The organism is Gottfriedia sp. S16(2024) (genome assembly GCF_050473765.1).
Taxonomy (GTDB): Bacteria; Bacillota; Bacilli; order Bacillales; family Bacillaceae_G; genus Gottfriedia.
Genome location: NZ_JBFLUO010000001.1, coordinates 5,243,237 through 5,267,706 on the forward strand (window position 1 = coordinate 5,243,237; position 24,470 = coordinate 5,267,706).

23 protein-coding genes and 2 other annotated features (1 of these 25 cut by a window edge) are annotated in these 24,470 nt (G+C 32.7%); of the genes, 3 read left to right on the top strand and 20 right to left on the bottom strand.

What is annotated here, in order from left to right; all coding sequences use genetic code 11:
* Window positions 1-6 precede the first annotated feature (6 nt).
* Window positions 7-1,488 (bottom strand): L-aspartate oxidase, encoded by a 1,482-nt coding sequence (gene nadB, locus AB1282_RS25290; protein WP_429901009.1) that lies wholly within the window; start codon window positions 1,486-1,488, stop codon window positions 7-9.
* A 114-nt stretch (window positions 1,489-1,602) separates the two neighbouring features.
* Between nadB and AB1282_RS25295 the strand changes: the two genes are divergently transcribed.
* Together AB1282_RS25295 and AB1282_RS25300 are read left to right on the top strand one after the other, a co-directional pair.
* Window positions 1,603-2,757: an IscS subfamily cysteine desulfurase gene (locus AB1282_RS25295; protein WP_429901011.1), complete on the top strand. Its 1,155-nt coding sequence runs from the start codon at window positions 1,603-1,605 to the stop codon at window positions 2,755-2,757.
* An 8-nt stretch (window positions 2,758-2,765) separates the two neighbouring features.
* Complete coding sequence (locus AB1282_RS25300; protein WP_429901231.1) at window positions 2,766-3,308, top strand: transcription repressor NadR; 543 nt, start codon at window positions 2,766-2,768, stop codon at window positions 3,306-3,308.
* A 426-nt stretch (window positions 3,309-3,734) separates the two neighbouring features.
* Here the strand turns inward: AB1282_RS25300 and obgE are convergent, their stop codons facing one another.
* From obgE to AB1282_RS25330, 6 genes are all read right to left on the bottom strand, one after another.
* Window positions 3,735-5,021, bottom strand: a complete 1,287-nt coding sequence (obgE, locus tag AB1282_RS25305; RefSeq protein WP_056472581.1) for a GTPase ObgE — start codon at window positions 5,019-5,021, stop codon at window positions 3,735-3,737.
* A gap of 15 nt (window positions 5,022-5,036) precedes the next feature.
* Complete coding sequence (locus AB1282_RS25310; protein ID WP_056472579.1) at window positions 5,037-5,579, bottom strand: Spo0B C-terminal domain-containing protein; 543 nt, start codon at window positions 5,577-5,579, stop codon at window positions 5,037-5,039.
* Between the two features lie 254 nt (window positions 5,580-5,833).
* A complete protein-coding gene (rpmA, locus tag AB1282_RS25315) occupies window positions 5,834-6,124 on the bottom strand; it encodes a 50S ribosomal protein L27 (protein WP_025672162.1) in 291 nt (96 codons plus the stop codon).
* Window positions 6,125-6,140: 16 nt separating this feature from the next.
* On the bottom strand, window positions 6,141-6,476 hold the full coding sequence (locus tag AB1282_RS25320; RefSeq protein WP_056472574.1) for a ribosomal-processing cysteine protease Prp: 336 nt from the start codon (window positions 6,474-6,476) through the stop codon (window positions 6,141-6,143).
* Between the two features lie 9 nt (window positions 6,477-6,485).
* Window positions 6,486-6,794, bottom strand: a complete 309-nt coding sequence (gene rplU, locus AB1282_RS25325; RefSeq protein ID WP_025672164.1) for a 50S ribosomal protein L21 — start codon at window positions 6,792-6,794, stop codon at window positions 6,486-6,488.
* Between the two features lie 13 nt (window positions 6,795-6,807).
* Window positions 6,808-6,885: a sequence feature (ribosomal protein L21 leader region), on the bottom strand.
* Between the two features lie 61 nt (window positions 6,886-6,946).
* Window positions 6,947-8,404: an Rne/Rng family ribonuclease gene (locus tag AB1282_RS25330; protein ID WP_429901013.1), complete on the bottom strand. Its 1,458-nt coding sequence runs from the start codon at window positions 8,402-8,404 to the stop codon at window positions 6,947-6,949.
* 203 nt (window positions 8,405-8,607) lie between these two features.
* On the opposite strand from AB1282_RS25330, the gene AB1282_RS25335 reads away from it, so the two are divergent.
* Window positions 8,608-9,174 carry a glycosyltransferase family A protein gene (locus AB1282_RS25335; RefSeq protein ID WP_056472570.1) on the top strand — a complete coding sequence of 189 codons (567 nt, stop codon included), beginning with the start codon at window positions 8,608-8,610 and terminating at the stop codon, window positions 9,172-9,174.
* Window positions 9,175-9,306: 132 nt separating this feature from the next.
* Here the strand turns inward: AB1282_RS25335 and AB1282_RS25340 are convergent, their stop codons facing one another.
* The 13 genes from AB1282_RS25340 to AB1282_RS25400 form a co-directional block, all read right to left on the bottom strand.
* Window positions 9,307-10,167 carry a site-2 protease family protein gene (locus tag AB1282_RS25340; protein ID WP_056472566.1) on the bottom strand — a complete coding sequence of 287 codons (861 nt, stop codon included), beginning with the start codon at window positions 10,165-10,167 and terminating at the stop codon, window positions 9,307-9,309.
* Window positions 10,160-10,930: a M23 family metallopeptidase gene (locus AB1282_RS25345; RefSeq protein ID WP_056472562.1), complete on the bottom strand. Its 771-nt coding sequence runs from the start codon at window positions 10,928-10,930 to the stop codon at window positions 10,160-10,162. The genes AB1282_RS25340 and AB1282_RS25345 overlap by 8 nt, the downstream gene beginning before the upstream one ends.
* Before the next feature lie 158 nt (window positions 10,931-11,088).
* Window positions 11,089-11,883, bottom strand: coding sequence for a septum site-determining protein MinD (gene minD / locus AB1282_RS25350; RefSeq protein ID WP_056472557.1), 795 nt, complete (start codon window positions 11,881-11,883; stop codon window positions 11,089-11,091).
* Between the two features lie 2 nt (window positions 11,884-11,885).
* Window positions 11,886-12,572, bottom strand: a complete 687-nt coding sequence (gene minC / locus AB1282_RS25355; protein ID WP_056472554.1) for a septum site-determining protein MinC — start codon at window positions 12,570-12,572, stop codon at window positions 11,886-11,888.
* A 47-nt stretch (window positions 12,573-12,619) separates the two neighbouring features.
* A complete protein-coding gene (gene mreD / locus AB1282_RS25360; protein ID WP_056472550.1) occupies window positions 12,620-13,138 on the bottom strand; it encodes a rod shape-determining protein MreD in 519 nt (172 codons plus the stop codon).
* A 7-nt stretch (window positions 13,139-13,145) separates the two neighbouring features.
* Window positions 13,146-14,000 (bottom strand): rod shape-determining protein MreC, encoded by an 855-nt coding sequence (mreC, locus tag AB1282_RS25365; protein WP_056472548.1) that lies wholly within the window; start codon window positions 13,998-14,000, stop codon window positions 13,146-13,148.
* A gap of 171 nt (window positions 14,001-14,171) precedes the next feature.
* Entirely contained in the window at window positions 14,172-15,212 is a 1,041-nt protein-coding gene (locus tag AB1282_RS25370) for a rod shape-determining protein (protein WP_056472546.1), read from the bottom strand.
* Between the two features lie 130 nt (window positions 15,213-15,342).
* Window positions 15,343-16,029, bottom strand: a complete 687-nt coding sequence (gene radC, locus AB1282_RS25375) for a RadC family protein (RefSeq protein ID WP_056472543.1) — start codon at window positions 16,027-16,029, stop codon at window positions 15,343-15,345.
* Window positions 16,030-16,050: 21 nt separating this feature from the next.
* A complete protein-coding gene (locus AB1282_RS25380) occupies window positions 16,051-16,611 on the bottom strand; it encodes a Maf family protein (protein ID WP_056472540.1) in 561 nt (186 codons plus the stop codon).
* Window positions 16,612-17,344: 733 nt separating this feature from the next.
* Window positions 17,345-18,310 (bottom strand): hypothetical protein, encoded by a 966-nt coding sequence (locus tag AB1282_RS25385; protein WP_056472537.1) that lies wholly within the window; start codon window positions 18,308-18,310, stop codon window positions 17,345-17,347.
* Between the two features lie 172 nt (window positions 18,311-18,482).
* The gene (locus AB1282_RS25390; protein WP_429901017.1) at window positions 18,483-20,198 is read right to left on the bottom strand and encodes a diguanylate cyclase; all 1,716 of its coding nucleotides are present in this window, start codon (window positions 20,196-20,198) and stop codon (window positions 18,483-18,485) included.
* Between the two features lie 24 nt (window positions 20,199-20,222).
* Window positions 20,223-21,524, bottom strand: a complete 1,302-nt coding sequence (locus AB1282_RS25395) for a bifunctional folylpolyglutamate synthase/dihydrofolate synthase (protein ID WP_429901019.1) — start codon at window positions 21,522-21,524, stop codon at window positions 20,223-20,225.
* Between the two features lie 105 nt (window positions 21,525-21,629).
* The gene (locus AB1282_RS25400) at window positions 21,630-24,272 is read right to left on the bottom strand and encodes a valine--tRNA ligase (protein ID WP_056472526.1); all 2,643 of its coding nucleotides are present in this window, start codon (window positions 24,270-24,272) and stop codon (window positions 21,630-21,632) included.
* A 55-nt stretch (window positions 24,273-24,327) separates the two neighbouring features.
* Window positions 24,328-24,470 (bottom strand) — a binding site (T-box leader) (it continues 93 nt past the right edge of the window).

The window sequence follows — 24,470 nt, forward strand, 5'->3', positions numbered from 1 at the left end:
CTCTCCTCAAATATTAGCTGGTTGATCTATATATTCTATAAAATGTGAGCCGATGCTTTCTTTTCTTCTTACAGCAGCTTCTGCAATTAGTTTTCCAGTAATTAGCATATTGTATCTTTCTAGTTCCTCTTTGTTCATCGGGCGTGAATCTACTGTTTTAGATTCTAAAAAGTAAGAAAAATATGTGATTGCTTTATTTAAATCTTCTTCCTTTCTTACAATGCCGATATACTTCATCATTATTTCTTTAATTTCATCTTTTGTAGGTAACGTTCTAAATCTTGGTATCATGTATTTCGGTTGATTCCCATCTATTTTAGCTAAAGGTAGGTCAGCAATAAATTTCGCAACCTTTTTACCAAACACAATCCCTTCCAATAAAGAATTACTAGCAAGTCGGTTTGCACCATGCACACCGGTACAAGCAACCTCACCTACTGCATACAATCCTGGAATTGTCGTTTCTCCATTTGCAGATGTCTTTATCCCACCCATGTGGAAATGTGCACCTGGAACAACTGGAATCAATCCTTTTTGTAGATCAATCCCATTATTAATAAGATTTGTAGTAATTGTTGGGAAACGCTGTTCAAATCCATCTATCATTTCGATCGATAAATAGATTTCTTCACCGTTTTGCATTTCATTAAAGATCGCCCTACTAACAACATCTCTTGGTGCTAAATCTTCAAAAGGATGGATTCCCTTCATAATGCGACGACCAGTTTTCGTTACTAAAAAAGCTCCTTCACCTCTAACAGCTTCTGATACTAGACCTTTACATGCTCCATTAATGTAAAGCATGGTAGGATGAAATTGGATAAATTCCAAATCAGTGGTCTCACAACCCGCTCGATATGCCATAGCAATTCCATCTCCGGTTATGGCCCTATTATTAGAACTAAATTGATACATTGCCCCAATACCGCCCGTTGCCAGAAGTGTCGTGTTTGCAAAACAAGATTCTAATTCACCATTTTCATTAAGTATATAAATACCCTTGCATATACCATCATGTATTATTAAATCAATTACCATTTCATGTTCAATAATCGTTATTTTATCTTTTATCCGAGCATATACAGTTTCTACTAGATGCTTTCCAGTGGCATCACCGCCAGAATGTAAAATTCTATTTTTGCGATGGGCTCCTTCTCTACCAAGATGAAACTGGCCAGATTCATCTTTATCAAATTCCATACCAATAGAAACAAGTTCTTTCATAGACTTTGTTCCGTTCTTTACTAGCTCTTCTACCGCATCTATATTATTTACATTACAACCCGCTTCGAGCGTATCTTGTTTATGAAGTTCCCAAGAATCATCCTCTGACATTACTGCTGCAATTCCACCTTGTGCAAGCATCGAATTGCTGTCCCAAATTTTTTTCTTTGTGAATAGAATCACATTTTTAGACTGACAAATTTCCTCAGCAGCCATTAAAGCAGCAATCCCACTGCCAATAATGACAACGTCTGCAGTTCGCATAGTTGCCCCCTCCATTTACAGTACCTCTATTTAAATTTTATCTTATAGATAAAAAAGCTGTCTTGACACCTATATTTACATATATTTAAACTAATGACAAGAAATTTTTTTTTAATGAGTAAAAAAGGAGACTTTAAATTGATTTATTTAGACTATGCTGCTACGACTCCAATGAGTGAAGAAGCAATTGAGACATTTGTCACTGCCTCTAAAAATTACTTTGGGAATGAGCGAAGTTTACATGATATTGGCTCAAAGGCTTCACTGCTACTTGAAGCATGCCGTAAACAATTAGCGGGATTTATAAATGCTAGCCCCGCTTCAATTTACTTTACAAGTGGAGGAACTGAATCAAATTTAATTGCGATCCAAACCCTCTTAAAGAGTACAAAAAAAATCGGAAAACATATTTTAACTACAACATTAGAGCATTCTTCAATTGGTAATTATTTAAAAGTATTGGAAGAACAAGGCTATGAAGTATCTTATTTGCCGGTAACAAATAGCGGGATTATCTCATTAGAAATGATTGAAAATGCCATTCGTGAAGATACTGTATTAGGTATTTTTCAACATGTAAATTCTGAAATTGGAGCAATTCAACCGATTAACGAGATTGCAAATTTATTTAGTTCGTCTAATATTTTACTTCATTGCGATTGTGTACAATCATTTGGAAAAATAGCAATAGATGTCTCAAAATATGAAATTTCTAGTTTGAGTATTTCAGGTCATAAATTATATGGACCAAAAGGGATTGGAGCCCTTTATTTAAATCCTAAATTAACTTGTCAACCTATCTATCCCGGTACATCACATGAAAGTGGAATTCGTCCCGGAACTGTTAATGTTCCAGCAATTGCATCATTCGTAACATCAGCTGGTCATATAATAAAAAATCAAGACGAAGAGCAAAAGAGATGTCACAATTTAAAAAATGTTTTAAAATCACAATTACAAGATGTTAACCAACTTGTAAAATTTGAAGGTAACGATGGCGAATGTATTCCAAATATAATAGGAATGAGGATTATTGGACTTGAAGGTCAGTTTGTGATGCTTGAATGTAATCGACATCAATTTGCCATTTCAACTGGAAGCGCTTGTGCCATTGGCATGCAGAAACCTTCAGAAACGATGTTAGCCATTGGAAGAGACCCTCATGAGGCAAAACAATTCTTCAGAGTTTCAATCGGAAAACATACAATAGAAGATGACTTAATCAAATTTTCGTCTGTGTTAAAATTAATCATTAATCAAAATTTTTAATCGAGGAAATTAAAATGAATAAAAAACTTTTAGGGGAAGAAAGAAGAAAGAAAGTTTTACAATGGTTAAAGGAGTCTGAGTCACCCCTATCAGGTAATTCCTTAGCTAAAAAAGCAAATGTTAGTCGACAAGTAGTTGTAGGTGATATTACACTTTTAAAAGCGAAAAATGAGCCTATACTAGCAACTGCTCAAGGTTATATTTATATACATCCTAATAAGGAAACTGACAAAATTAAAAAAGTAATTATTTGTCACCATACAGCAGAAGAAACTCAAAAAGAACTAGAAATATTAGTCGATCACGGTGTTACAGTTAAGGATGTAATGGTTGAACATCCTGTCTATGGATATATCACAGCCCAATTACAAATTGCAAACCGTTATGATATAACCTTATTTCTTCAAAAAATGGGAGAAACTAGCTCTGTCCCACTGTCTAATTTAACAAATGGAACACATCTTCATACGATCGAAGCAGATAGTGAACAACAGCTAGAAAGTGCGATCTTACAATTAAAAAATGAAGGTTTTTTGGTAGATATACCGTAAGTATAGGGTTATGAGGTTTGAAATGGTATTGGTAGATTTCTTTGATTATACGGTAAGGGCGATGTCTCATGTGTCAGAGTAAGGAACACATGGGCATCCCTTTTTTATTAGAGCAGGGTATCTAAGCCAGACTTTAATTTGTAGTTAATATTTTAGATTTTTTTATTGATCATTTTAGCCATTTTATAGTCAAAATAGGAAGAATTAGAGTAAAATTGCTCCCTTCCTTTTTAATGGTCATTATTTTGTACAATTTTAAGCCAAAATACCTTTACTAGCATGGGTAAAACTTTATCTTATTTGCGATTTTCGAAATTCATTTGCAGTTCGCGATTTATTTGCGATTCCCCAATCCTTATTTGCAGTACTTTATTTTTGAAATAAAAAAAAGAGGGTGTTGGACACCCTCTTTTTATATAGAAATTTTTAATCGATAAATTCGAATTCGTATTCAGAAATTTTAACGATATCTCCGTTTTTAGCACCTCGTTGGCGTAATGCTTCATCGATCCCCATACCACGCATTTGACGTGCAAATCGACGAATTGACTCTTCACGTTCAAAGTTAGTCATTTTGAATAGTTTTTCAAGCTCTTCACCTTTAACGACGAACGTTCCATCACTTTCACGAGTAATCTCAAAAGTAGGTTCTTCTTTTTGATATTTATAAAGAACTCGTAATGGTTTGTCTTCCTCTTCGTCATGAAGTGGGAATTCTGGAGTTGTTTCCACTAAATCTGCAACTGTAAATAATAAATCACGTAAACCTTGACGTGTTACTGCAGAAATTGGGAAAATTTGAACTTCATCTCCAACTTGTTCTCTAAACTTATTTAAGTTTTCTTCAGCTTCTGGAATATCCATTTTATTTGCAACGACTACTTGAGGTCGTTCAGTTAAACGTAAATTATATTCTTTTAGCTCTTGATTAATTGTTAAGTAATCATCATATGGGTCTCTGCCTTCAAGACCTGACATATCAATTACATGAACAATTACACGTGTTCTTTCAATATGACGTAGGAATTGATGCCCAAGTCCAACACCTTGATGTGCCCCTTCAATTAACCCTGGTAAATCGGCCATAACAAAACTACGATTATCTTCAGTTTCTACAACACCTAAATTAGGAACAATTGTTGTAAAATGATATTCAGCAATTTTTGGTCTAGCAGAACTTACAACTGATAATAATGTTGATTTACCAACACTTGGGAAACCAACTAAACCAACATCAGCTAACACTTTAAGTTCAAGTTTAATGTTTCTTTCCTTACCTGGCTCTCCATTTTCAGCTATTTCTGGAGCCGGATTTGCAGGCGATGCAAATCGACTATTCCCACGGCCTCCACGGCCTCCTCTTGCAATAATAGCTGTTTGACCATCCATTGTAAGGTCTGCTATTAATTCACCTGAATCAGCATCTGTTACGATCGTCCCAGGTGGTACTTTTACAATCATATCTTCTGCATTTTTACCATGTTGATTTTTAGACATTCCGTGTTGACCACGATCTGCTTTAAAATGACGTTTATAACGGAAATCCATTAATGTTCTTAAGCCTTCATCTACTCTAAATACAACATTAGCTCCCTTACCACCGTCTCCACCAGCAGGGCCACCTTTTGGTACATATTTTTCACGACGGAAGGCTACCATACCGTTTCCACCGTCTCCACCTTTTACATATATCTTGACTTGATCAATAAACATAAATCCACCACTCTTTTATTTTTCCAATTTAAATTCGATACTACATTCTTCTGTCTCGCAAAAATATGACATCATTCTAATTTTTGAGCTGTCATTTGATGATGAAACAATCCACTTCAACATATCTTCTTTCTTTGTTAGTTTACCTCTGAAGTCAAAAAAGAAACTAACTGTTTTATCATTTATTTCAATTGTTAAACTAACAAAATTTTCCTCATAAATATGTACCCAAGATTCTAGTTTTTCTAAAAAATTTTGAATCCATACTGTCATCACTTCGTCTAGATTTTTAAGCGAACATGGTTCCCCTAAAATTTCATAATCTAGTACAATTGTACGAGGCTTCCAGTTATAGGTAATGATAAATTCTGCAAACTCTGGAATTTGTAACGAACAAATTTTAGCTTCATTTAAAGAATCAGCAACAATTTTCGTAATCGTTTCTTCTAGCTGGTCAGATTGACCTGTGGCCATATATCCTTTTATTAATTGAATTCGGTTTAACCAATCATGACGCGAATGCCTTAATACCTCTAGAACGTCCCATTTCTCCTGCATTGTATTTCTCCTATAGGTTTACATTTTTGGTATTTATGAAGGTATAAAAAAGTTAGACTCGGCATTTTGATTGATCATTTTGAATGTCTCAAACTAGTGTTTACCTTGTAAAATGCCGAGTCTCGGAGCATATTGTTTGAGAGGTTGCTATAACAACACTTTTTTCTATGTTGAAAAGCAATTTATTATAAATAAATAGATCTTAAGTACAGAAAAACTCTAACCTAAAAGGTTAGAGTTTCTAAGTTAGTTTCTTAAGCTTCTTGAGCTACAGGGTATACACTTACTTGTTTGCGGTCACGGCCTAAACGTTCGAATTTAACTACGCCATCAACCTTCGCAAATAATGTGTCATCTCCACCACGACCAACGTTTACACCTGGATAAATCTTAGTGCCGCGTTGACGGTAAAGAATTGAACCACCAGTTACGAATTGTCCGTCAGCACGTTTAGCGCCAAGACGTTTTGACATTGAGTCACGACCGTTTTTTGTAGAACCTACTCCCTTTTTAGAAGCAAATAACTGAAGATTTAATTTTAACATGGTTACACCTCCTGTTTTACTCGTTTATAGTGACATAGTCACCGTAACTTGCAGCGATAGTTTGTAAAGATACGATCATCGCTTCAAGGATAAGTTGCGCTTTTTGCATATTATCTTCATTTAAATCAATCGGTAATTGATACTTCAAGAAACCTTTCTTTTCATCAATCACTGTATTTAATTCAGAATCTATACGACAAATTGCTTCCAAAGCATTTACAGTTCCTACTGAAACTGCTGATATACCGGCACAAACAATGTCAGTCCCAGCATCAGAAAAAAATGCATGTCCACTTATTTTAAAGGAACCTATACGTCCATCTTTTAAACGTTCAATTGTTATTTTAGTCATTACTTAAAATTAAGCGTTGATTTTTTCGATAACAACTTTAGTGTAAGGTTGACGATGACCTTGCTTACGACGGTAGTTCTTTTTAGATTTGTATTTGAATACAAGAATCTTTTTAGCTTTACCGTTCTTTTCAACTTTTGCAGTTACAGTAGCTCCTTCAACAGTTGGGCTACCAACTTTGATGTTTTCGCCACCTACGAATAAAACTTTGTCGAATGTTACAGTTTCACCTGCGTTAGTATCAAGCTTTTCGATGTAGATTGCTTGACCTTCTTCAACTTTGATTTGTTTACCACCAGTTTCAATAATTGCGTACATAATTGCACCTCCTCAATAGTCTAAGACTCGCCACCAATAGGCATGCTAATAATAGCAATTTAATACCTATTATGCGCGGTTGTAGCACGGGTGCGCTACAAACAATAACATTATGATGTTACCATGACATATGTCGAATGTCAACAACTACTTCAGTTAATGTCAGTTTCTAAATAGCTAGTTATTTCCTTGGTCGTTCCAGTTCTAGCTATATTATAAAATGGTGTTTTTGAAGATATAATTTTTAAACAGATTTTTATAAACATTGCTTTTTCTAGTCTTTGAACATGATTATTTTGATCTCCATTTAACGCTTTTGCAACATCTTCACTACATTCAACAAGTAATGCCTCAATATCACGACTTGTTGAGAGTTCCCAAAGCTCTCTTTCTAACTCAAAGGCTGTCTGAACAGTGTTTTTTACAAGCCCACTACCATTACACTCAGGACACTTTTGATGTGTTGCTTCGATATGTGAATGAGCTGTTCTTTTGCGTGTAAGTTCGAATAAACCAAGTCCTGAAAACCCAAATAGCTTTGTATATGCTCGGTCATTTTTAAACGCTTCCTTTAATAAAACACCTATACTTTTTTGCTGTTCAATGGACTTCATATTAATAAAATCAACAATAATCATTCCACCAATATCACGAAGTCTTAATTGGCGAACAATCTCAATTGCAGCTAATTGATTTGTATGATACACGGTTTCTTCACGATTATTTTTCCCGCTAAATTTACCAGTATTTACATCGATTACTGTCATAGCTTCAGTTTGCTCGATTAGTAGAAATGAGCCATTTTTTAACCATACAATTTGTTTAAAGGATTTCTCTATTTGTTCTTCTATTTTAAATGCTACAAAAATATTTTCATTTCCTCTATAACTAATTATTTGAAGATCTTCAGGCAAATAATTTTTATAAGCAGCTAAATCATCAATTATTAATTCACTGATTGTATCTTTAGGATGCAATTTAAAAAACTTAGTAAACAAGGAATTCGCTTCCCATACACAAGTGATTTTTTTAAAACTTTGATTTTTAAACGACTCATAAACTATTTGAAATCCTTTTAACTCATTTAAAATCTCATCCGATTCGGCATTTTCACATGAAGATCTGAAAATTAGCCCCTCACTATCACTAGTGTAATCCCGACCTAATGAATATAATTTATTTCGTTTCGATTCTTTTTTTATTTTATTTGATACAGCAACTTGTTTTGTAAGAGGGAAATATACTACGTAATCACCAGAAAATTCAAGATTATTTGTTAGCTTAGGACCTTTCTCATCAAACGCATCCTTTATTACTTGAACCAAAATATATTGTCCTTTTTGGAACTTTTTTCGTATTAATTCATCTTTATTGATTTCAGTTTCTTTACCCTCGATTGTATCTTCCAATCTCATGAAGCCATTTTTATTTAAACCAATATTTACAAAAATGGCATTTAATTTCGGCATGACCTCTTGGATTTGTCCTACATATATATTTCCCACATGTGTATTTTTATCAGCAGAAGAAAACCATTCTACTAGCTGGTCATTTTCAGTTACAGCAATTCTTTTCTCTGAATGTTTAACATTCATAATAACTTTCTTCAAACTCATCTTCCTAACTATGTATAGTACCTATCATTTTATTCATTTAATTAGAAAAAAGCTAGTTAATATAATCGATTAGTTAGTCTACTCACATGAATATTAGAAATTGAATATTATATTTAGATTTCTCTTACATTGTTCTTTAAAGAGACATTATTTTTCCCTTTCTTTTACTTAATCCTGATTTAGATAGGAGCGATTATATGGATATAATTCTATCAATTCTTATTCCAACTGTCCCCGAAAGAATGGGGTATTTAAATAATATTATTAATGAATTAGATAAACAGAGTAAAACATATCCTGTTGAAATATTAGTACTTTTAGAAAATAAAAAAAGAAGCATTGGTGAAAAAAGAAATGTTCTAATTGAGCAAGCAAAAGGAGATTATGTAGTATTTATAGATGACGATGATCGGATAGAACCAAATTATATCGAATTATTGTGCTCAGCAATAAATGAAACGCCAAATGTTGACTGTATTGTATTTGACGTTTTAGTAAATTTTAATAACCAATATTCAAAAGTTTGTAAGTATGGGAAAGAGTTTGCCCATGGGGAAGATGATCATTATTATTATCGAAAACCAAATCATTTAATGTGCTATTCAAAAAAGATTGCCTCGGCACATAAGTTTCTTAATATTAGTTTTGGTGAAGACGATGAATGGGGCAGACGAGTTTCAAACGATATAAAAATTCAAAAAAGGATCCCTTCTATATTGTATTACTATGACTATATTCCAAAAGACTCATCGTGGTATGTATAAATAGAATTGAATAATACAAATTTAAAAAAATGGCCTCAACTAGAGACCATCTTTTTTTGTCAAACTCTTATATTTTTTGGGATTAAGTAAAATTTCTCAAAGTTGTTGGGAAAAGTTTAAAGTAAATGCAATCTAACTAATTAGTTCTTCAAGCGAATAGGTTGCTTTCTTCTCAGTAAAGTAAGCATGTAATAATTCATTTTCATCTAACATTTGTTGATTTTTTTTATCAAGAGAAAAGACGACGTTGTATTTATACCCTTTTTGAAAGTTAGAAAAAACTTCAAATAATTTTGTTTCTTTATTCAAGGAGATTGATTTAATTTTTTGGATATATTGTTTGTTTCCATAAAATCGTTCCATTAAAAATCGTATAACAACAAAATGCCTATTTTTCCATTCACCCCATAAGGAAACGATTAAAAATAATAGACAAACCCAAATAGTAATGTTCATAGGCTGAATTATGATTGTAAGTAATGAGGATAACACTAAAAATACAAATGATGAGTACAAGCTATATATATGGGCTCTAACGAACGGAAAGATCAATGAAAATAAATGATGTATTAATTTTCCACCGTCTAATGGCCAAATTGGTAATAAATTAAAACAAAGAATACTAAGATTGTAGTTGATAAAAAGCGTATAAAGGTTTTCTGGCATTAAATTCATTCGAAATAGAAAGTTAGCGATTATATATAAAGTTAAATGTTGAATGGGACCAGAGATTGTAACAATAAACTCCTCGTAAGTTGGTCGATTTCCATGTTCATCAAGATCTACAACTCCACCAAACGGAAGTAGCGTAATTTTATTAATTCTCCAATTAAATGAAGTAGCAGCAATGGCGTGACCTAATTCGTGGCAAAAAATAATAATGGATACAAACAATACTGACCAAAAATTAGCTGTCATAATACCAATACATGCAATTAACAAATACAGTGGATGAACTGAAATTTTTGAAGGAAGAATTAGCCATTTATTCAAATGGAATCACCTGTTTCGGATCAATAAATTTTTCCCCCATTTTAATTGCAAAATAATAAGTACCTAGATTCCCTTCATCATTAGATGACACCGTTCCGATAATCTTTTTACTATCCACTTCGTCGTATACTTTTACGTTAGTTGTTCCTAATTTTCCATACCAAGATTCTGAACCATCGGCGTGTTGAATAATAACCGTATTTCCTAAATTATCTTTCTTTCCTACAAAAAGGACTCGACCCTTTTTGATTGACTCTACTTTTTGGTTAGCTTCAGTTTGAATCAATATCCCTTGGCCGTCCGTTTTAAAGCTTTGTAGTACTTTACCACTTGCAGGAACAGCATAATTATCATTTCCTACATTCTTTTTTTGATCATTTAATTGCGGTAAAAAAGCAATTGGACTTCCAAACCGATCTTCATACCATTTCTGTAATGAGGCAAATTGAAATTCACTTTCATAAACTTGGGATAGACCATGCCGAACTTGAGATGCCATAGGTGAGTTACTTTTTAAGATGATGGCTAAAGCTAGTACAATGATCGCGCATAATAAACTTCTAAACATAAAGTTAGAATTATTCATTATTTTCTTACCTTGCTCTTCTACCAAATCATCATAAGTATAAGTGTATCCGCCCTCAGTATTTTGCACTTCTTTTACCGGAAATTTGCTCATCGCTTGATTCGGATTTCCCCATTTTTCTTCTTGTTCACGCCGTTTAGCGATCCGCTTTCTTATATCATCTACGCGCTTACTCAAAGTGTCACCTCTCCTCGCAAACTAGTTAATTAATTTATATGAACGGGTAGGACAACTTATGAGTAGATAATTTGAAAAATGGACAAAGGTATTAGGCAGGATTTTGGGAGAAAATTGAAAAATGGATAAAAGAAAAACACTTCGTTTTTTACGAAGTGTTATCGGATACCAAATAACTTTTTCACTTTAAAGAAAATGCTCTTTTCAGTTTCTAATGATTGTAATGGTACAGATTCCCCTAGCACTCTTCTTGCAATATTTCTATATGCAATAGAAGCTTTTGAATTTGGATTCATAGCTACAGGTTCACCACTATTAGTTGCTTTAATAACGTTTTCATCATCTTGGACAATACCAATTAAATCTACAGCTAACATTGAAGTAATTTCATCAACATCTAAGCTATCCCTATTTTCCATCATATGACTTCTAATACGATTGATTACTAGTTTAGGAGGTTCAATATCCTCTTGATCTAATAATCCAATAATACGATCTGCATCACGAATTGAAGAAACTTCAGGAGTTGTGACAACAATCGCCTTATCTGCACCTGCTACTGCATTTTTATATCCTTGCTCAATACCAGCAGGGCAATCTATTAATATATAATCATAGTCCTTTTTTAATTCATCAACAAGCTCTCTCATTTGTTCAGGAGAAACAGCAGTTTTATCGCTTGTTTGTGCAGCAGGTAATAAATATAAGCATTCAAATCGCTTATCCTTTATTAGTGCCTGATGCGTTTTACAGCGACCTTCAACAACGTCTACTAAATCATAGACGATGCGATTTTCTAATCCCATGACAACGTCTAAGTTACGTAGGCCGATATCAGTGTCAATTAAGCACACTTTTTTTCCAAACATCGCTAATGCTGTTCCTAAATTTGCTGATGTAGTTGTTTTACCAACTCCACCTTTACCAGATGTAATTACTATAGCCTCTCCCACAGTTACATCATGCCCCTTTCTAACCTTGTCAAACTAGGTCTAAGATGAGTCAGAAATTGTATGCGATCGACAATGATTTGGCTATCTTCGTTTATATACGCACATTCCATCTCATTGCCTTCATCACCATAATGATCCGGTGCTCTGTTCATTATGCTGCAAATTCTCAACTGCATTGGTCTCATTATTGATGCCGCAATAACTGCCTCCTTATTACCATTAAAGCCGGCATGAGCAGTACCTCTTAGTGCACCCATAATAAAGATATTTCCACCCGCAATAACAGTTCCACCTGGGTTAACATCACCGATTAACAGTAAATCACCTTTCACTTGGAGAATCTGACCGGATCTTACCATTCTACAAATAGGTACAATTTCCTCCCTTTTCATCCATTCAATAGCGTCTTGCTTCGAAATCACATTACTTTCGATTGTTTCAACCACAAGATTATTCTTTTTACGAACAATTGAACGAATAATTTCATCTTGTTCAGGAGATAAAAAACGATTTCCTATTTTTAATCGAACTGCAAGTAAGGGACGATCATTGCTCTCAAACAAGTGGGTAGACAGTCTTTCTTCAATTTCATCTACTAAAATTTGAAAAGAACATGTATCATCGAGGTGCAGTGTTAGACCATCTTTCGTTCCTTTTATTGTAACATATTGTTGCCTCTGTTCCATGATAAGTGTTCACCCCGATTGTATAATTCGACATGCACCCGAAAAATCCTTTATTTTTCCTCATTATTTTCACTAATCGTTCTTAATAATGATGAGAAAGGATATGCAAAAATTAATATAAATAGTGCATTCAGTAGTAGTGTCGGAAATAATCGATGATTCATAAAGTATGTATTATTCATATTAGTAAATCCGAATAACGCATTTAATCCGTATACTAAATATTCTAAAGCCGCTGTCCAGATTAAAACAAGAATACTTCGAACGAATAAATTCGCATAAAGTATTTTAATTGCTTGACTTATTAAAAAGATAAATAACGGAAAAGCAGCTAAATATATACCTATAATCTCTGTATAAACAATATCATAAACGAATCCAAAGATAACACCATAAATAAGTGCCTTCTTCGGATTGTAATATAATGTAATAAATAATAAACCAAAAAATAAAAAATGTGGAACAATTATCGCATTATGACCAAGAATGTTTGGCGATACAGTTGATACATAAATGTTTTCTAATATAAACAGAAATGTTAAAAGGAGAGGTAAACCATACTTACTCATTTACTAATTACTCTCCTTTCTGTGGCTGATCAATTGAACGCTTAACAGCTAGTACATGATTTATGTCATTAAAATCTGCTTGCGGTTTAATATAAGCTGTTTGTGTTAGCCCATGTTCATCAGGCACAACTTCCTCAACTTTACCTATTACTAGATTAGCTGGGAAAACACCACCAAGACCTGAAGTCACAACTGTTTGTCCTTTTTTTACTTTTGCATTTGAAGGAATTCGTTTGAATAATAAAGCTTGCTTCTCAACATCATAGCCTTCTATCAAACCAAAAACCGTATCTTTTTCTTGAATTTTAGCAGAAATTCGATTTGTTCGATCTGAAGAACTTAATAATTGTACAGTTGATGAAAATTTAGAAACATTTTTAACTTTACCAATTAAGCCCTTAGATGTGATAACTGCCATTTCTTTTTCAATTCCACCTATAGATCCTTTATCAATAGTAATGATTTGTTGCCATTTATCAGGATCTCTTATTGTTACTGTTGCTTGGAATGTATCATAATCACTTAAACTTTTTTTGATTCCAATCGTGTCTTTTAATTCTTTGTTTTCTTTTTCTAATGCTTTCTCACGTACAGATAATTCAACATATTTATCGAGCTTACTTTTCAAAACTTGATTTTCATCATATGTATCTTTTAAGTCCGCCATATTGTTAAATAAACCCGCAATAAGTTGTGCGGGCTTATTAAAAACTTTTTCAGTCAAACTTACTGTATCTTTAATAAACTGCTCAGGAATGGAAAGGTTTCTATTACTTCTTAAAGAATAACCTAGAAGTGCCACTAGTAAGATAATAGCAGCTAAGACAATCATTAAACGTTTATTTTGAAAAAATTGTGGCATTCTTACACCCTCTTATAACAATTCAACTTTTTTGTTCTAACGATTTCATGAATGTAATCCTCACTAATTGTAGTGAGGATTACAAATTTTAATTAATCTTCTTATTAAAGAACTTATTTGCTAGTTCAACTTTTTAGAAAACTAGCCAAATTTATTTATTACCAATCAACCTTATCGATATGAAGAGCTTGAAGAAGAATAATTCTTTTTGAAAATATCGATATTATCTAATGCTTTACCTGTACCCATTGCAACACAGTCAAGAGGGTCTTCCGCAACTATTACAGGCATATTTGTTTCTTGAGCAATTACTTTGTCAATATTACGAAGAAGTGCTCCACCACCAGTAAGAACGATTCCACGATCAATAATGTCCGCTGCTAATTCAGGTGGCGTTTTCTCTAATGTATTTTTTACAGATTCAACAATTGCTTCTACTGTGTCACTTAAAGCTGCTGCAATTTCTTCTCCATGGATTGTAATTGTTTTAGGTAAACCTGAAATTAAATCACGACCACGAATATCCATTTGCTCATCTGAATCAGTTTTAATAGCTGAACCAATTTCAAGCTTTAACTGTTCGGCAGTACGTTCACCAATTGATAAGTTATAGTTCTTTTTAATATATTGGATAATCGCTTCGTCCATATCATCACCAGCAGTACGAATCGATTGGCTAGTAACGATTCCACCTAATGAGATAATTGCAACCTCAGTTGTTCCTCCACCAATATCAACAACCATACTTCCAGTTGGTTCCATAACCGGTAAATTAGCACCAATTGCTGCAGCAAAAGGTTCTTCAATTAAGAATGCATCACGTGCACCCGCTTGTCTTGTTGCATCAATAACAGCTCTTTTTTCAACAGCAGTAATGCCTGATGGTACGCATACCATTACATAAGGTTTACGTGAGAAAAATCCGTTACTCTTTTGAGCTTGATCAATGTAGTGTTTCATCATTGTTGCTGTTGTTTCAAAGTCAGCAATAACCCCATCTTTCATTGGTCTAGTTGCAACAACATTCCCCGGAGTACGACCAATCATAAGTTTTGCTGAACTCCCTACAGCAACAATTTGTTTCGTATCTGTTTTTAAAGCAACAACTGAAGGTTCTCTAACTACTATTCCTTTTCCTTTTACAAAGACTAAAGTATTCGCAGTACCTAAGTCTATTCCTAAATCACGAGTAAATCCACCTAATCCAAACATATGTATCTTCCTTTCTAAAACGTACAACTTTATATTTAAAGTATCTATACTATATTCTCTTATCGTTAGTAAATAACAGGTTTTTATCCATAACTTACATTATAAAACAATTAGCTACTAATGAACACCCTTAAACGTAACCTTTTTCTTTTAAACTGACGTACTTATGTTCACCAATTATGATATGGTCTAGTAATTCAATTCCAATTATTTTTCCACATTCAACTAATCGTTTTGTTACTTCGATATCTTCTCGACTTGGAGTTGGATCCCCACTTGGATGATTGTGTAAACAAATAATCGAGCTTGCAGATCTACGAAAAGCTTCTTTAAAAACTTCACGAGGATGGACAATTGAAGCATTTAAACTACCTTTAAAAATAGTTTCGCGGGCAATAACTTGATTTTTTGTATTTAAGTATAAACATACAAAATGCTCTTGTTCAAGAAATCGCATTTCATCCATCATAAATTTAGCACAATCATCTGGACTTTTAATCATAAATCTTTCGTCATATTGAAGTCGGTTAATCCTTTTTCCTAATTCAAAGGCAGCGATCAGCTGTACAGCTTTTGCTTCGCCGATTCCTTTAATATTTGATATTTCTTCAACGGAAGCACTCATTAATAATCTTAGTCCATCAAATTTCAATAAAAGTTCGTTTGAAACTTTTAAAACCGATTCATTTTTTGTCCCTGTTCTTAATAAAACCGCAAGTAAATCCTGGTTAGACAAACTTCCGGGACCAAATTTTAACAATCGCTCTCTAGGCCTTTCATCTTTCGGAAAATCTTTAATGAGAAGCGAATTTGGCAAAGTACCACCTCAAATCAAAAGTTAAAAATTTAGTTCATTTAGTTTTTTCTTAACTTTATTGATCGGAAGTCCAACAACAGAGTAATAGTCGCCGTCTATTTTCTCTACAAATGTACCACCATATCCTTGTATGCCGTAAGAACCAGCTTTATCCATTGGTTCGTTCGTATTGATATAATCAATTATTTCTTGGTCACTTAGTTCACTAAAGGTAATTTTTGTACATTGATAAAAACTACTACTTTTACCTTCATTAATAATTGAAACTCCAGTAAAAACCTCATGTGTTTTTCCAGATAGCATTTTTAACATTGCAAAAGCATCTTCTTTTGAGGTAGGCTTACCTAGTTTTTTATCATTATAAGTAACGATTGTATCAGCACCTATTACGACTGCGTTTGGAAATTTATTGGATACATCTATTGCTTTTTCTTCCGCCAATTTCATTACAATCTCAGAAGACTGCAGGTTCTGCTCCATTACTTCTTCAACATCACTAGTTTCAATGATAAAAGGGATATTTAACATGCTAAGAAGTTCTTTTCTTCGAGGAGATGCAGAGGCTAATATAAGTTTTTTCATTTCATTCACCTATTATTTTTTTTTAAAAGGAAGGATACATGACTATCCTACCCAAGTAATCACTATAACACAAATTAGTAAAAAACACTTTTAGTTGTCTATTCGTTATTAAAATGTAATAAAATTGAAAGTTTTGTTAAGTATTAAAATGCCCTAATAATAAAATTTCATTTTTAAATATTTTATGTCTAAATCCCGTCTTTTCAGAATAAAGTTTGCTTTAAATTTGAATAGATATAAATTACAATAAGAAATTTTTAATGATATATATTAATTTCTTTCATTTAATTTGTAATAAATAATACACAAACAAAAATATTTTGGCAGTATTTTCAAGTTGTAAAAAAGTCAATTAACTTACCAAGTTTTCGTAAAGGAGTAGAGTGTTGTTCATCAAAAAAAGTCTGCAATAAAGCCTAATCAAAAAGCCTTTACTTAGAGTATCCTACAGTTGTTTATTAATCAGATTGTAGGTCAATTACTATCGAACATTAATTAAACTAATCAATTAATACGCTATTCTATAAATTAGCTCATAATATTTTTAACTCCTGAAAAAAACATTACTAGTTTTATTAGAATCATAAAATTGCTCAAACATATTAACATTTACAACCATAAATAGATCATCCAAAAAATAAAAATTTCATTTCATCATTAATAAATGTCCACTTAAAGTACTTTTTCTCTATTCGCCGTTTTATTTCAACAAACTAAAATACACTAACAAAATTTAATTTGTCAGTGTATTTTTTTGTTCTTTTAATATTTTAAATAATGATAGCAAATCATCTTGGACTGATAGGGTTACTTTATTTAGATTTTGCTTACTACTTGAAGACATAACTTTTTCGATGTTTTGTAGATGCTTAAGTCCACTTAGTAATTGCTTATTTTTAATGTAATCTTTTTGTTTACTCAAAATTAACATCGTTGAGCTTATTTGTTCAAGTTGTTTCTCATTATTAAAGTTTTTTTCTGTTAAATACGATAACATAAAATTAAATGTTTCCACTTCAGCTTTATACATATCTACTGATTGTTTTGGGCCTTTGTAAACTTGCCCACCAACTGTTTCTTCTTTTAAATAAGTACTTTTTAATTTTTTCTTAACTTCATCTGCTAAAAACGTGCTATCTTTCCCACTCAATGCAATAATGACAAAGAATTTATCATTTTTTTCATAAATGACAGGGGTTAAGCCATTTGTAGATAATTCTTTTTCATTTTTCTTCGCTGATTCCATACTTTTATACATTCCAACTTGTGCCAAATCAACCTTCACCGCTGGAATCTTAAGTTGTACTTGAGTCGTTGCTGTACCAGAAACCGATACACTATTTTTTGTTGGGTTAAGTTTATCTGGCTTTGATTGTTTAAATATCCCTAAAAATACAAACCCAAAACATAGTCCTATTAAACTTGCACCTATTATCGAAATAATAATACTTTTCGAAGGTGACTTCTTTGTGAAAAAAGAAATCTTCTTTTTCACTTTCACCTTTTGCTCTGGCTTAATCTTTTTCTTCTTTTTAACATCATCTAAAACGATTACTTTTTTACCTAACCCATCAGGAGTTGGTAAAACCCAATCAAATTCCCCATCCTTCTCTACCTGATCTTGGGATGTCACGGCACCTTCTTCAAATGCTTTTTCCTCGCCATTAATTTTTATTGATATCTTTGAGGACTTGTCCATATGAATCCTCCTACTACTTTATTTTAAAACGTAAAAAAATACTAACATATAATTCCAGAAAAACACGCCGACATTTGTCGAGGACAACCAGGTATCGTGCAACAAAAAATTACAAAAAATTGCCCATTTCTTATCTATACAAAATAAAAAACCACCGTAGGATTCCCGGTGGTTATTTGCTATACATTGCCACTTTATTTCTACCGGCATTTTTTGCTTTTGAATACATAGCTTTGTCAGCACATCGAATTAAGTCTGACGGTTCACTCGCCACAAATGGTGCAACTGCTGCACCTATACTTGCTGTTACTGTTAATTTAATCTTTTGATCTTCGTTAGTCATATGATTTGTTATGTAAAATGGAATAATTTCAAGCGATTTTCTAATTTCTTCTGCTAAATTATATGTTTCTCTTTCATTATGATTTACTAGTAGAACTGAGAATTCTTCTCCACCAAAACGAGCAACTAAACCAGATTGATTCACTACCATTTTAATTCGTCTAGCAACTTCTAATAATACTTCATTACCTGCTTGATGACCGTACATGTCATTCACTCTTTTAAAATAATCTAAATCAAGTAGAAGTAATGAAATTGACTTTATCCTGAATGTTTTCAAACGTTCAAATTCATCTTTTATTTTAGATTCGAGATATTCAAAATTATATAGGCCGGTTAAAGAATCAGTTTCACTTTTGATTTTTGTTTGTAAGTAAAACCTTGCATTTTCAATCGCAATTGCGAGATATAAAGCAAGTATTTCAATCAGCACTATTTGGTATTTTTTATAAGCATTTTTTTGTTCTGATGCTATTGTAAGTACACCAACTACTTCTTGATTTTTTATAACGGGGATTGATAATAAACTTTCTGCTTCTAAAAATATTAAATGATCATTTGTGTACCATTGTGATCGTCTATTAAAACTATATCTTCTTTTTTCAAAAAATACTTTTTCAGATATTGAGCCTTCATGCGTTTCAAAGTAAGGACAACTGAATATTTTTTCATCACATTTATTTTGAAAATACCTTTTTAATTTAAGCGATTTATCTTCAACTATAAATAAATTTCCATATGAAACTGGAATTAAAGTAGTTAATTGTTCAAAAAATTCATCGATTACTTTCTCTTCTTCCATTCTTTGAGACAGCTTTTGACTTATTTTCATCGTTTTCTTTAAATATTTGTTCATATTTAAAGCAGAGGATAAAGAGTTTAAAATAATCATTAAAATAATATAGTAGATTGTTATGTAAATGATTGTAATATATCCTTTTGTCTCTAACATTAAATATAGACTTATTCCGATTGGATACATTAATAGATAAATAAACAAATCCCACTTAAATTCCCTATTAATCAATTTCATTTCTCTCTTATACAAGTAAATTGTAATAAAATAAATAACGATTTGATTAATCCAAAAAGATGTAAGTGTGTAAATGAGGATTGGAATTAAGTTACTCAATATTTCCTTAGTCCCAATAGGTTCAATCTTTCCTCCAACTAAATAATAAAGAAGCGCACTACCAATGGAACAAAGTGCAAACATCATCGAATTAAGCGGCATTCGGTAGAGAGTTTTTTTTGTAATACTTAATCTTATATATAAAATTATATAGGCTAATTGACTAATTAAAAGTTCTGCAACTAAACCATATGATAAAAAAACTAATATTGAGATTCCGAAAATAAAAGAAAATGTAGCATCATTAATTTTAATCGGCATATTTGCTACAATTAGAAATAACGCGATTATAATCAAAAAACTCGAACGATCTATATGTCTAAGAGGGCTAACCAAATTAGCATAATAAAATATGATAGGCATTAGAACAATCCATGCGATCCAAATCAACCTATTACTATGCTTACTAATCAAGATTATGGGCCCTCCTTTACAATTCTAAGCGAATTTTTTTAGCAAGTATCTTCTGACTACTGAGATAAAATATAAAGAACCGGTTATTAACAATATCTCGTTTTCCTGACTATCCTTTATATTCTTCTCTAATGCAATAGATAAATCACTTTCATATTTTATATCGAGTGTATTAGCATTCGAAATTAACTCGTCTTTATTCATCGCTCTAGGAAAATCAAAAGTTGTCATTACAATATTATTTGTTATTTCTCGTAATTCTTTTAACATCTCTTCAACTTTTTTATCTTTTAAGGCAGAGAACAGAATCTTTATTTTCTTATCATGAAAATGGCTATTCATCGTCTCCACTAAACTTTGAATTCCTTCAACATTATGTGCGCCATCAATATAAATGACAGGATTAGATGCTATTTTTTCTAATCTACCTGCTTTATGAGCTATTTTTAATCCCCTTTTGATATTCTCTTCACTAAATTTCATCTCATATTTAGTTTGTAATAATTGAACAACACAAATTGCGCAAGAAGCATTCCTAATTTGATGTTGCCCAAGCATTGATAACTCAATATTTTCAATTAACTTGTCAATGCCATGGTAATTAAATTTTTCATTAAGTGAATCTTTCAAAGGAGAAGCAAAAAAATGCTTTCCATATTCAAAATAATCAGCTTCATTCTTGATTGCAGTATTTTGAATAATCGTTAAAGCTTTATCTTTCAATTCTGCTGTAACAATTGGAATTCCCTTTTTAATGATTCCTGCCTTATGCTTAGAGATTTCTTCTATTGTTTCACCAAGAATTTGTTGATGATCATGGCCAATACTCGTAATAATACTAATTAAGGGTGTCATAACATTTGTGCAATCCTCTAACCCACCTAAACCAGCTTCTACTAAAAATATGTCTGGTTCTTTAATTTTACCGAAATAGTAAAAAGCCATTGCCGTAATGATTTCAAATTCAGTTGGAGCACCACAAGGTAACTGTTCAACTTCTTCAACAACTGGAATCATACAGTTTACTAGTTGAATAAATTCTTGTTCACTAATCATTTCACCGCAAAACATGATTTGTTCACGATAATCTAATATATATGGTGATGTAAAAGTTCCTACAGTATACCCTGCATCTAATAAAATACTTTGAAGAAACGTAATTGTTGAGCCTTTCCCATTCGTACCTGCGACATGAATTGTTTTAACACTTAACTGGGGATTTCCTAATCTAGCAAGCATTTCTTCCATTCTTTGTAATCCAGGTACAATGCCAAATTTTGTTCTGTTATACATCCATTTCAGAGCTTCCTCATATGTATTAACCATCATAACCCTACCTTTATAGTAAAAAACGACGAATCATTAACTCAATTCGCCGTTTTTATCTTACTAACTTTTATTACAGTCAATTAAATCAACTGCTTAAACTACTTATTTACTTAGTTCTGCAATTCGAGCTCTTACAGATTCTTGTTTTTCAAGATAATCTTTTTCTTTACGACGCTCTTCTTCAATAACTGCTTCAGGAGCTTTCGCTACAAATCCTTGGTTACTTAATTTCTTTTGAACTCGTTCAACTTCACTAGTCCATTTTTCTAATTCTTTCTCTAAACGTTTTTTCTCTTCTTCAAGATTAATTAATCCTTCTAGAGGAAGATAAAGTTCTGCCCCACTAATTACTGCTGACATCGATTTTTCTGGTGCAGTTAAGTTAGTAGAAATTGTTAATTCTTCTGGATTACAGAAGCGCTCAATATAAGAACGGTTTTCTTCTAATGCTGCTGCAATCGTTTCATCCTTTGCAGAGATCATTAGTTGAACTTTTTTGCTCATTGGCGTGTTTACTTCTGCACGAATATTACGAACTGAACGAATTAACTCAACTAATATTTTCATCGTTTCAGAAGCTTCTTTATTTGTTAATTCCTCTCTAACTGTTGGCCAAGCAGAAACTGTAATAGATTCACCTTGGTGAGGTAGAGATTGCCAAATTTCTTCAGTAACGAAAGGCATAAATGGATGTAAAAGCTTCATTGTACTTTCTAATACGTGTGCTAGAACTGAACGAGTCATATTTTTTGCATCTTCATTGTCACCGTATAAAGGAATCTTTGCCATTTCGATATACCAGTCACAAACATCGTCCCAAATGAAGTTATAAAGTACACGACCTACTTCACCAAATTCATAACGATCGATTAAAGCTGTTACACTTTCAATTGTTTCATTTAAGCGAGTTAAAATCCATTCATCAGCAACAGATTTTTCTTTCGTTAAATCAATATTTTCATATGTGAAACCTTCCATATTCATTAAAGCAAAACGAGAAGCATTCCAAATTTTGTTTACAAAGTTCCAAGTCGCTTCAACTTTCTCAATACTGAAACGTAAATCTTGGCCTGGTGAACTTCCTGTTGTTAAGAAGTAACGTAATGAATCTGCTCCATATTTCTCAATAACATCCATTGGGTCAACACCGTTACCAAGTGATTTACTCATTTTACGTCCTTGCTCGTCACGTACTAAGCCATGAATTAAAACATCGTTAAATGGACGTTTACCTGTAAATTCAATTCCTTGGAAAATCATTCTTGATACCCAGAAGAAAATAATATCATATCCAGTTACTAATACATTAGTTGGGAAATAGGCTTGGAAATCCTTACTTTCTTCATTTGGCCAACCTAAAGTTGAGAATGGCCATAATGCTGAACTGAACCAAGTATCTAAAACGTCGTTATCTTGATTCCAATTTTCAATATCAGCTGGTGGCTCTTGATTTACATAAATCTCACCAGTTTCTTTATGGTACCAAGCCGGAATACGATGTCCCCACCATAATTGACGTGAAATACACCAGTCACGAATATTTTCCATCCAACGTAGATACGTTTTTTCAAATCGATCTGGTACAAATTTTACGCTATCATCAGAATTTTGTAATGCTACTGCAGCATCAGCTAGTGGTTGCATTTTAACAAACCATTGAGTTGATAAATAAGGCTCAACAACCGCTCCGCTACGTTCACTATGACCTACAGAATGCATATGTTCTTCGATTTCAACAAGAACACCCATCTCTTGTAAATCTTTAACGATTTGTTTACGGCATTCAAAGCGATCCATACCATTGTATTTTCCTGCTTTTTCATTCATCGTACCATCTTCATTCATTACAAGAATGCGAGGTAAGTCATGACGGTTTCCAACTTCAAAGTCATTAGGGTCATGAGCAGGAGTAATTTTTACAACTCCAGTACCAAATTCCATATCAACATAATCGTCAGCAATAATTGGAATTTCACGATTAACGATAGGAAGTGTAACTGTTTTACCAACCATTGATTTATATCTTTCGTCCTCCGGATGAACCGCAATTGCAGTATCTCCAAGCATTGTTTCAGGACGAGTAGTTGCAATTTGAATGTTTCCAGTTCCGTCTGTTAATGGGTATTGCATATGGTAGAATGCACCTTGAACATCCTTATAAATAACTTCGATATCTGATAAAGCTGTTTTTGTTGCTGGATCCCAGTTGATGATATATTCACCACGATAGATTAATCCTTTTTTGTATAGCTTAACGAATACTTCTTTTACTGCATCTGATAGACCTTCATCTAATGTGAAGCGTTCACGAGAGTAATCTAAACCTAAACCGATTTTTTCCCATTGAGAACGAATATGAGAAGCATATTCTTCTTTCCACTCCCAAGCTTTTTCTAGGAATTTTTCACGTCCTAAATCATATCTTGATAAGCCTTCTTCACGTAATTTTGCTTCAACTTTTGCTTGTGTAGCAATACCAGCGTGGTCCATACCAGGTAAATAAAGTACATCATAACCTTGCATTCGTTTAGTACGAGTTAAAATATCTTGTAATGTTGTATCCCATGCATGACCTAAGTGTAATTTTCCAGTTACGTTTGGTGGAGGAATTACGATTGTATATTTTGGCTTTTCTGATTCCACTTGTGCTTCAAAGAATTTCCCATCTAACCAAAATTGGTAACGATCTTTTTCAACTAAATTTGGATCATATTTTGTTGGTAATGATTTTTTTGTAGTTTCCATTCGGATTCATCTCCTCTAATAATTATTGAAAAATAAAAAAACTCCACTCATCCTTGAAAAGGACGAATGGAGTTGAATTCGCGGTACCACCTTTTTTTGTCAGAAAAAACTTGTGTTTAGCTGACACACTTAAAAAAGATAACGGATCATCCGGTAACTTCTAATCACAAAAAGCTTTCGAAGCCACTGCTCAAGGGC

Bases quoted from the DNA above. Each gene is read 5' to 3' on its own strand.
- AB1282_RS25395 (WP_429901019.1), bottom strand. From the start codon at position 21,524: ATGGTTAATACATATGAGGAAGCTCTGAAATGGATGTATAACAGAACA.
- AB1282_RS25400 (WP_056472526.1), bottom strand. From the start codon at position 24,272: ATGGAAACTACAAAAAAATCATTACCAACAAAATATGATCCAAATTTA.
- AB1282_RS25310 (WP_056472579.1), bottom strand. From the start codon at position 5,579: ATGCAGGAGAAATGGGACGTTCTAGAGGTATTAAGGCATTCGCGTCAT.
- rpmA (WP_025672162.1), bottom strand. From the start codon at position 6,124: ATGTTAAAATTAAATCTTCAGTTATTTGCTTCTAAAAAGGGAGTAGGT.
- AB1282_RS25385 (WP_056472537.1), bottom strand. From the start codon at position 18,310: ATGGACAAGTCCTCAAAGATATCAATAAAAATTAATGGCGAGGAAAAA.
- AB1282_RS25370 (WP_056472546.1), bottom strand. From the start codon at position 15,212: ATGTTTGGATTAGGTGGATTTACTCGTGATTTAGGAATAGACTTAGGT.
- mreD (WP_056472550.1), bottom strand. From the start codon at position 13,138: ATGAGTAAGTATGGTTTACCTCTCCTTTTAACATTTCTGTTTATATTA.
- AB1282_RS25335 (WP_056472570.1), top strand. From the start codon at position 8,608: ATGGATATAATTCTATCAATTCTTATTCCAACTGTCCCCGAAAGAATG.
- AB1282_RS25295 (WP_429901011.1), top strand. From the start codon at position 1,603: ATGAGTAAAAAAGGAGACTTTAAATTGATTTATTTAGACTATGCTGCT.
- rplU (WP_025672164.1), bottom strand. From the start codon at position 6,794: ATGTACGCAATTATTGAAACTGGTGGTAAACAAATCAAAGTTGAAGAA.
- mreC (WP_056472548.1), bottom strand. From the start codon at position 14,000: ATGCCACAATTTTTTCAAAATAAACGTTTAATGATTGTCTTAGCTGCT.
- nadB (WP_429901009.1), bottom strand. From the start codon at position 1,488: ATGCGAACTGCAGACGTTGTCATTATTGGCAGTGGGATTGCTGCTTTA.
- AB1282_RS25320 (WP_056472574.1), bottom strand. From the start codon at position 6,476: ATGACTAAAATAACAATTGAACGTTTAAAAGATGGACGTATAGGTTCC.
- obgE (WP_056472581.1), bottom strand. From the start codon at position 5,021: ATGTTTATTGATCAAGTCAAGATATATGTAAAAGGTGGAGACGGTGGA.
- AB1282_RS25380 (WP_056472540.1), bottom strand. From the start codon at position 16,611: ATGAAAAAACTTATATTAGCCTCTGCATCTCCTCGAAGAAAAGAACTT.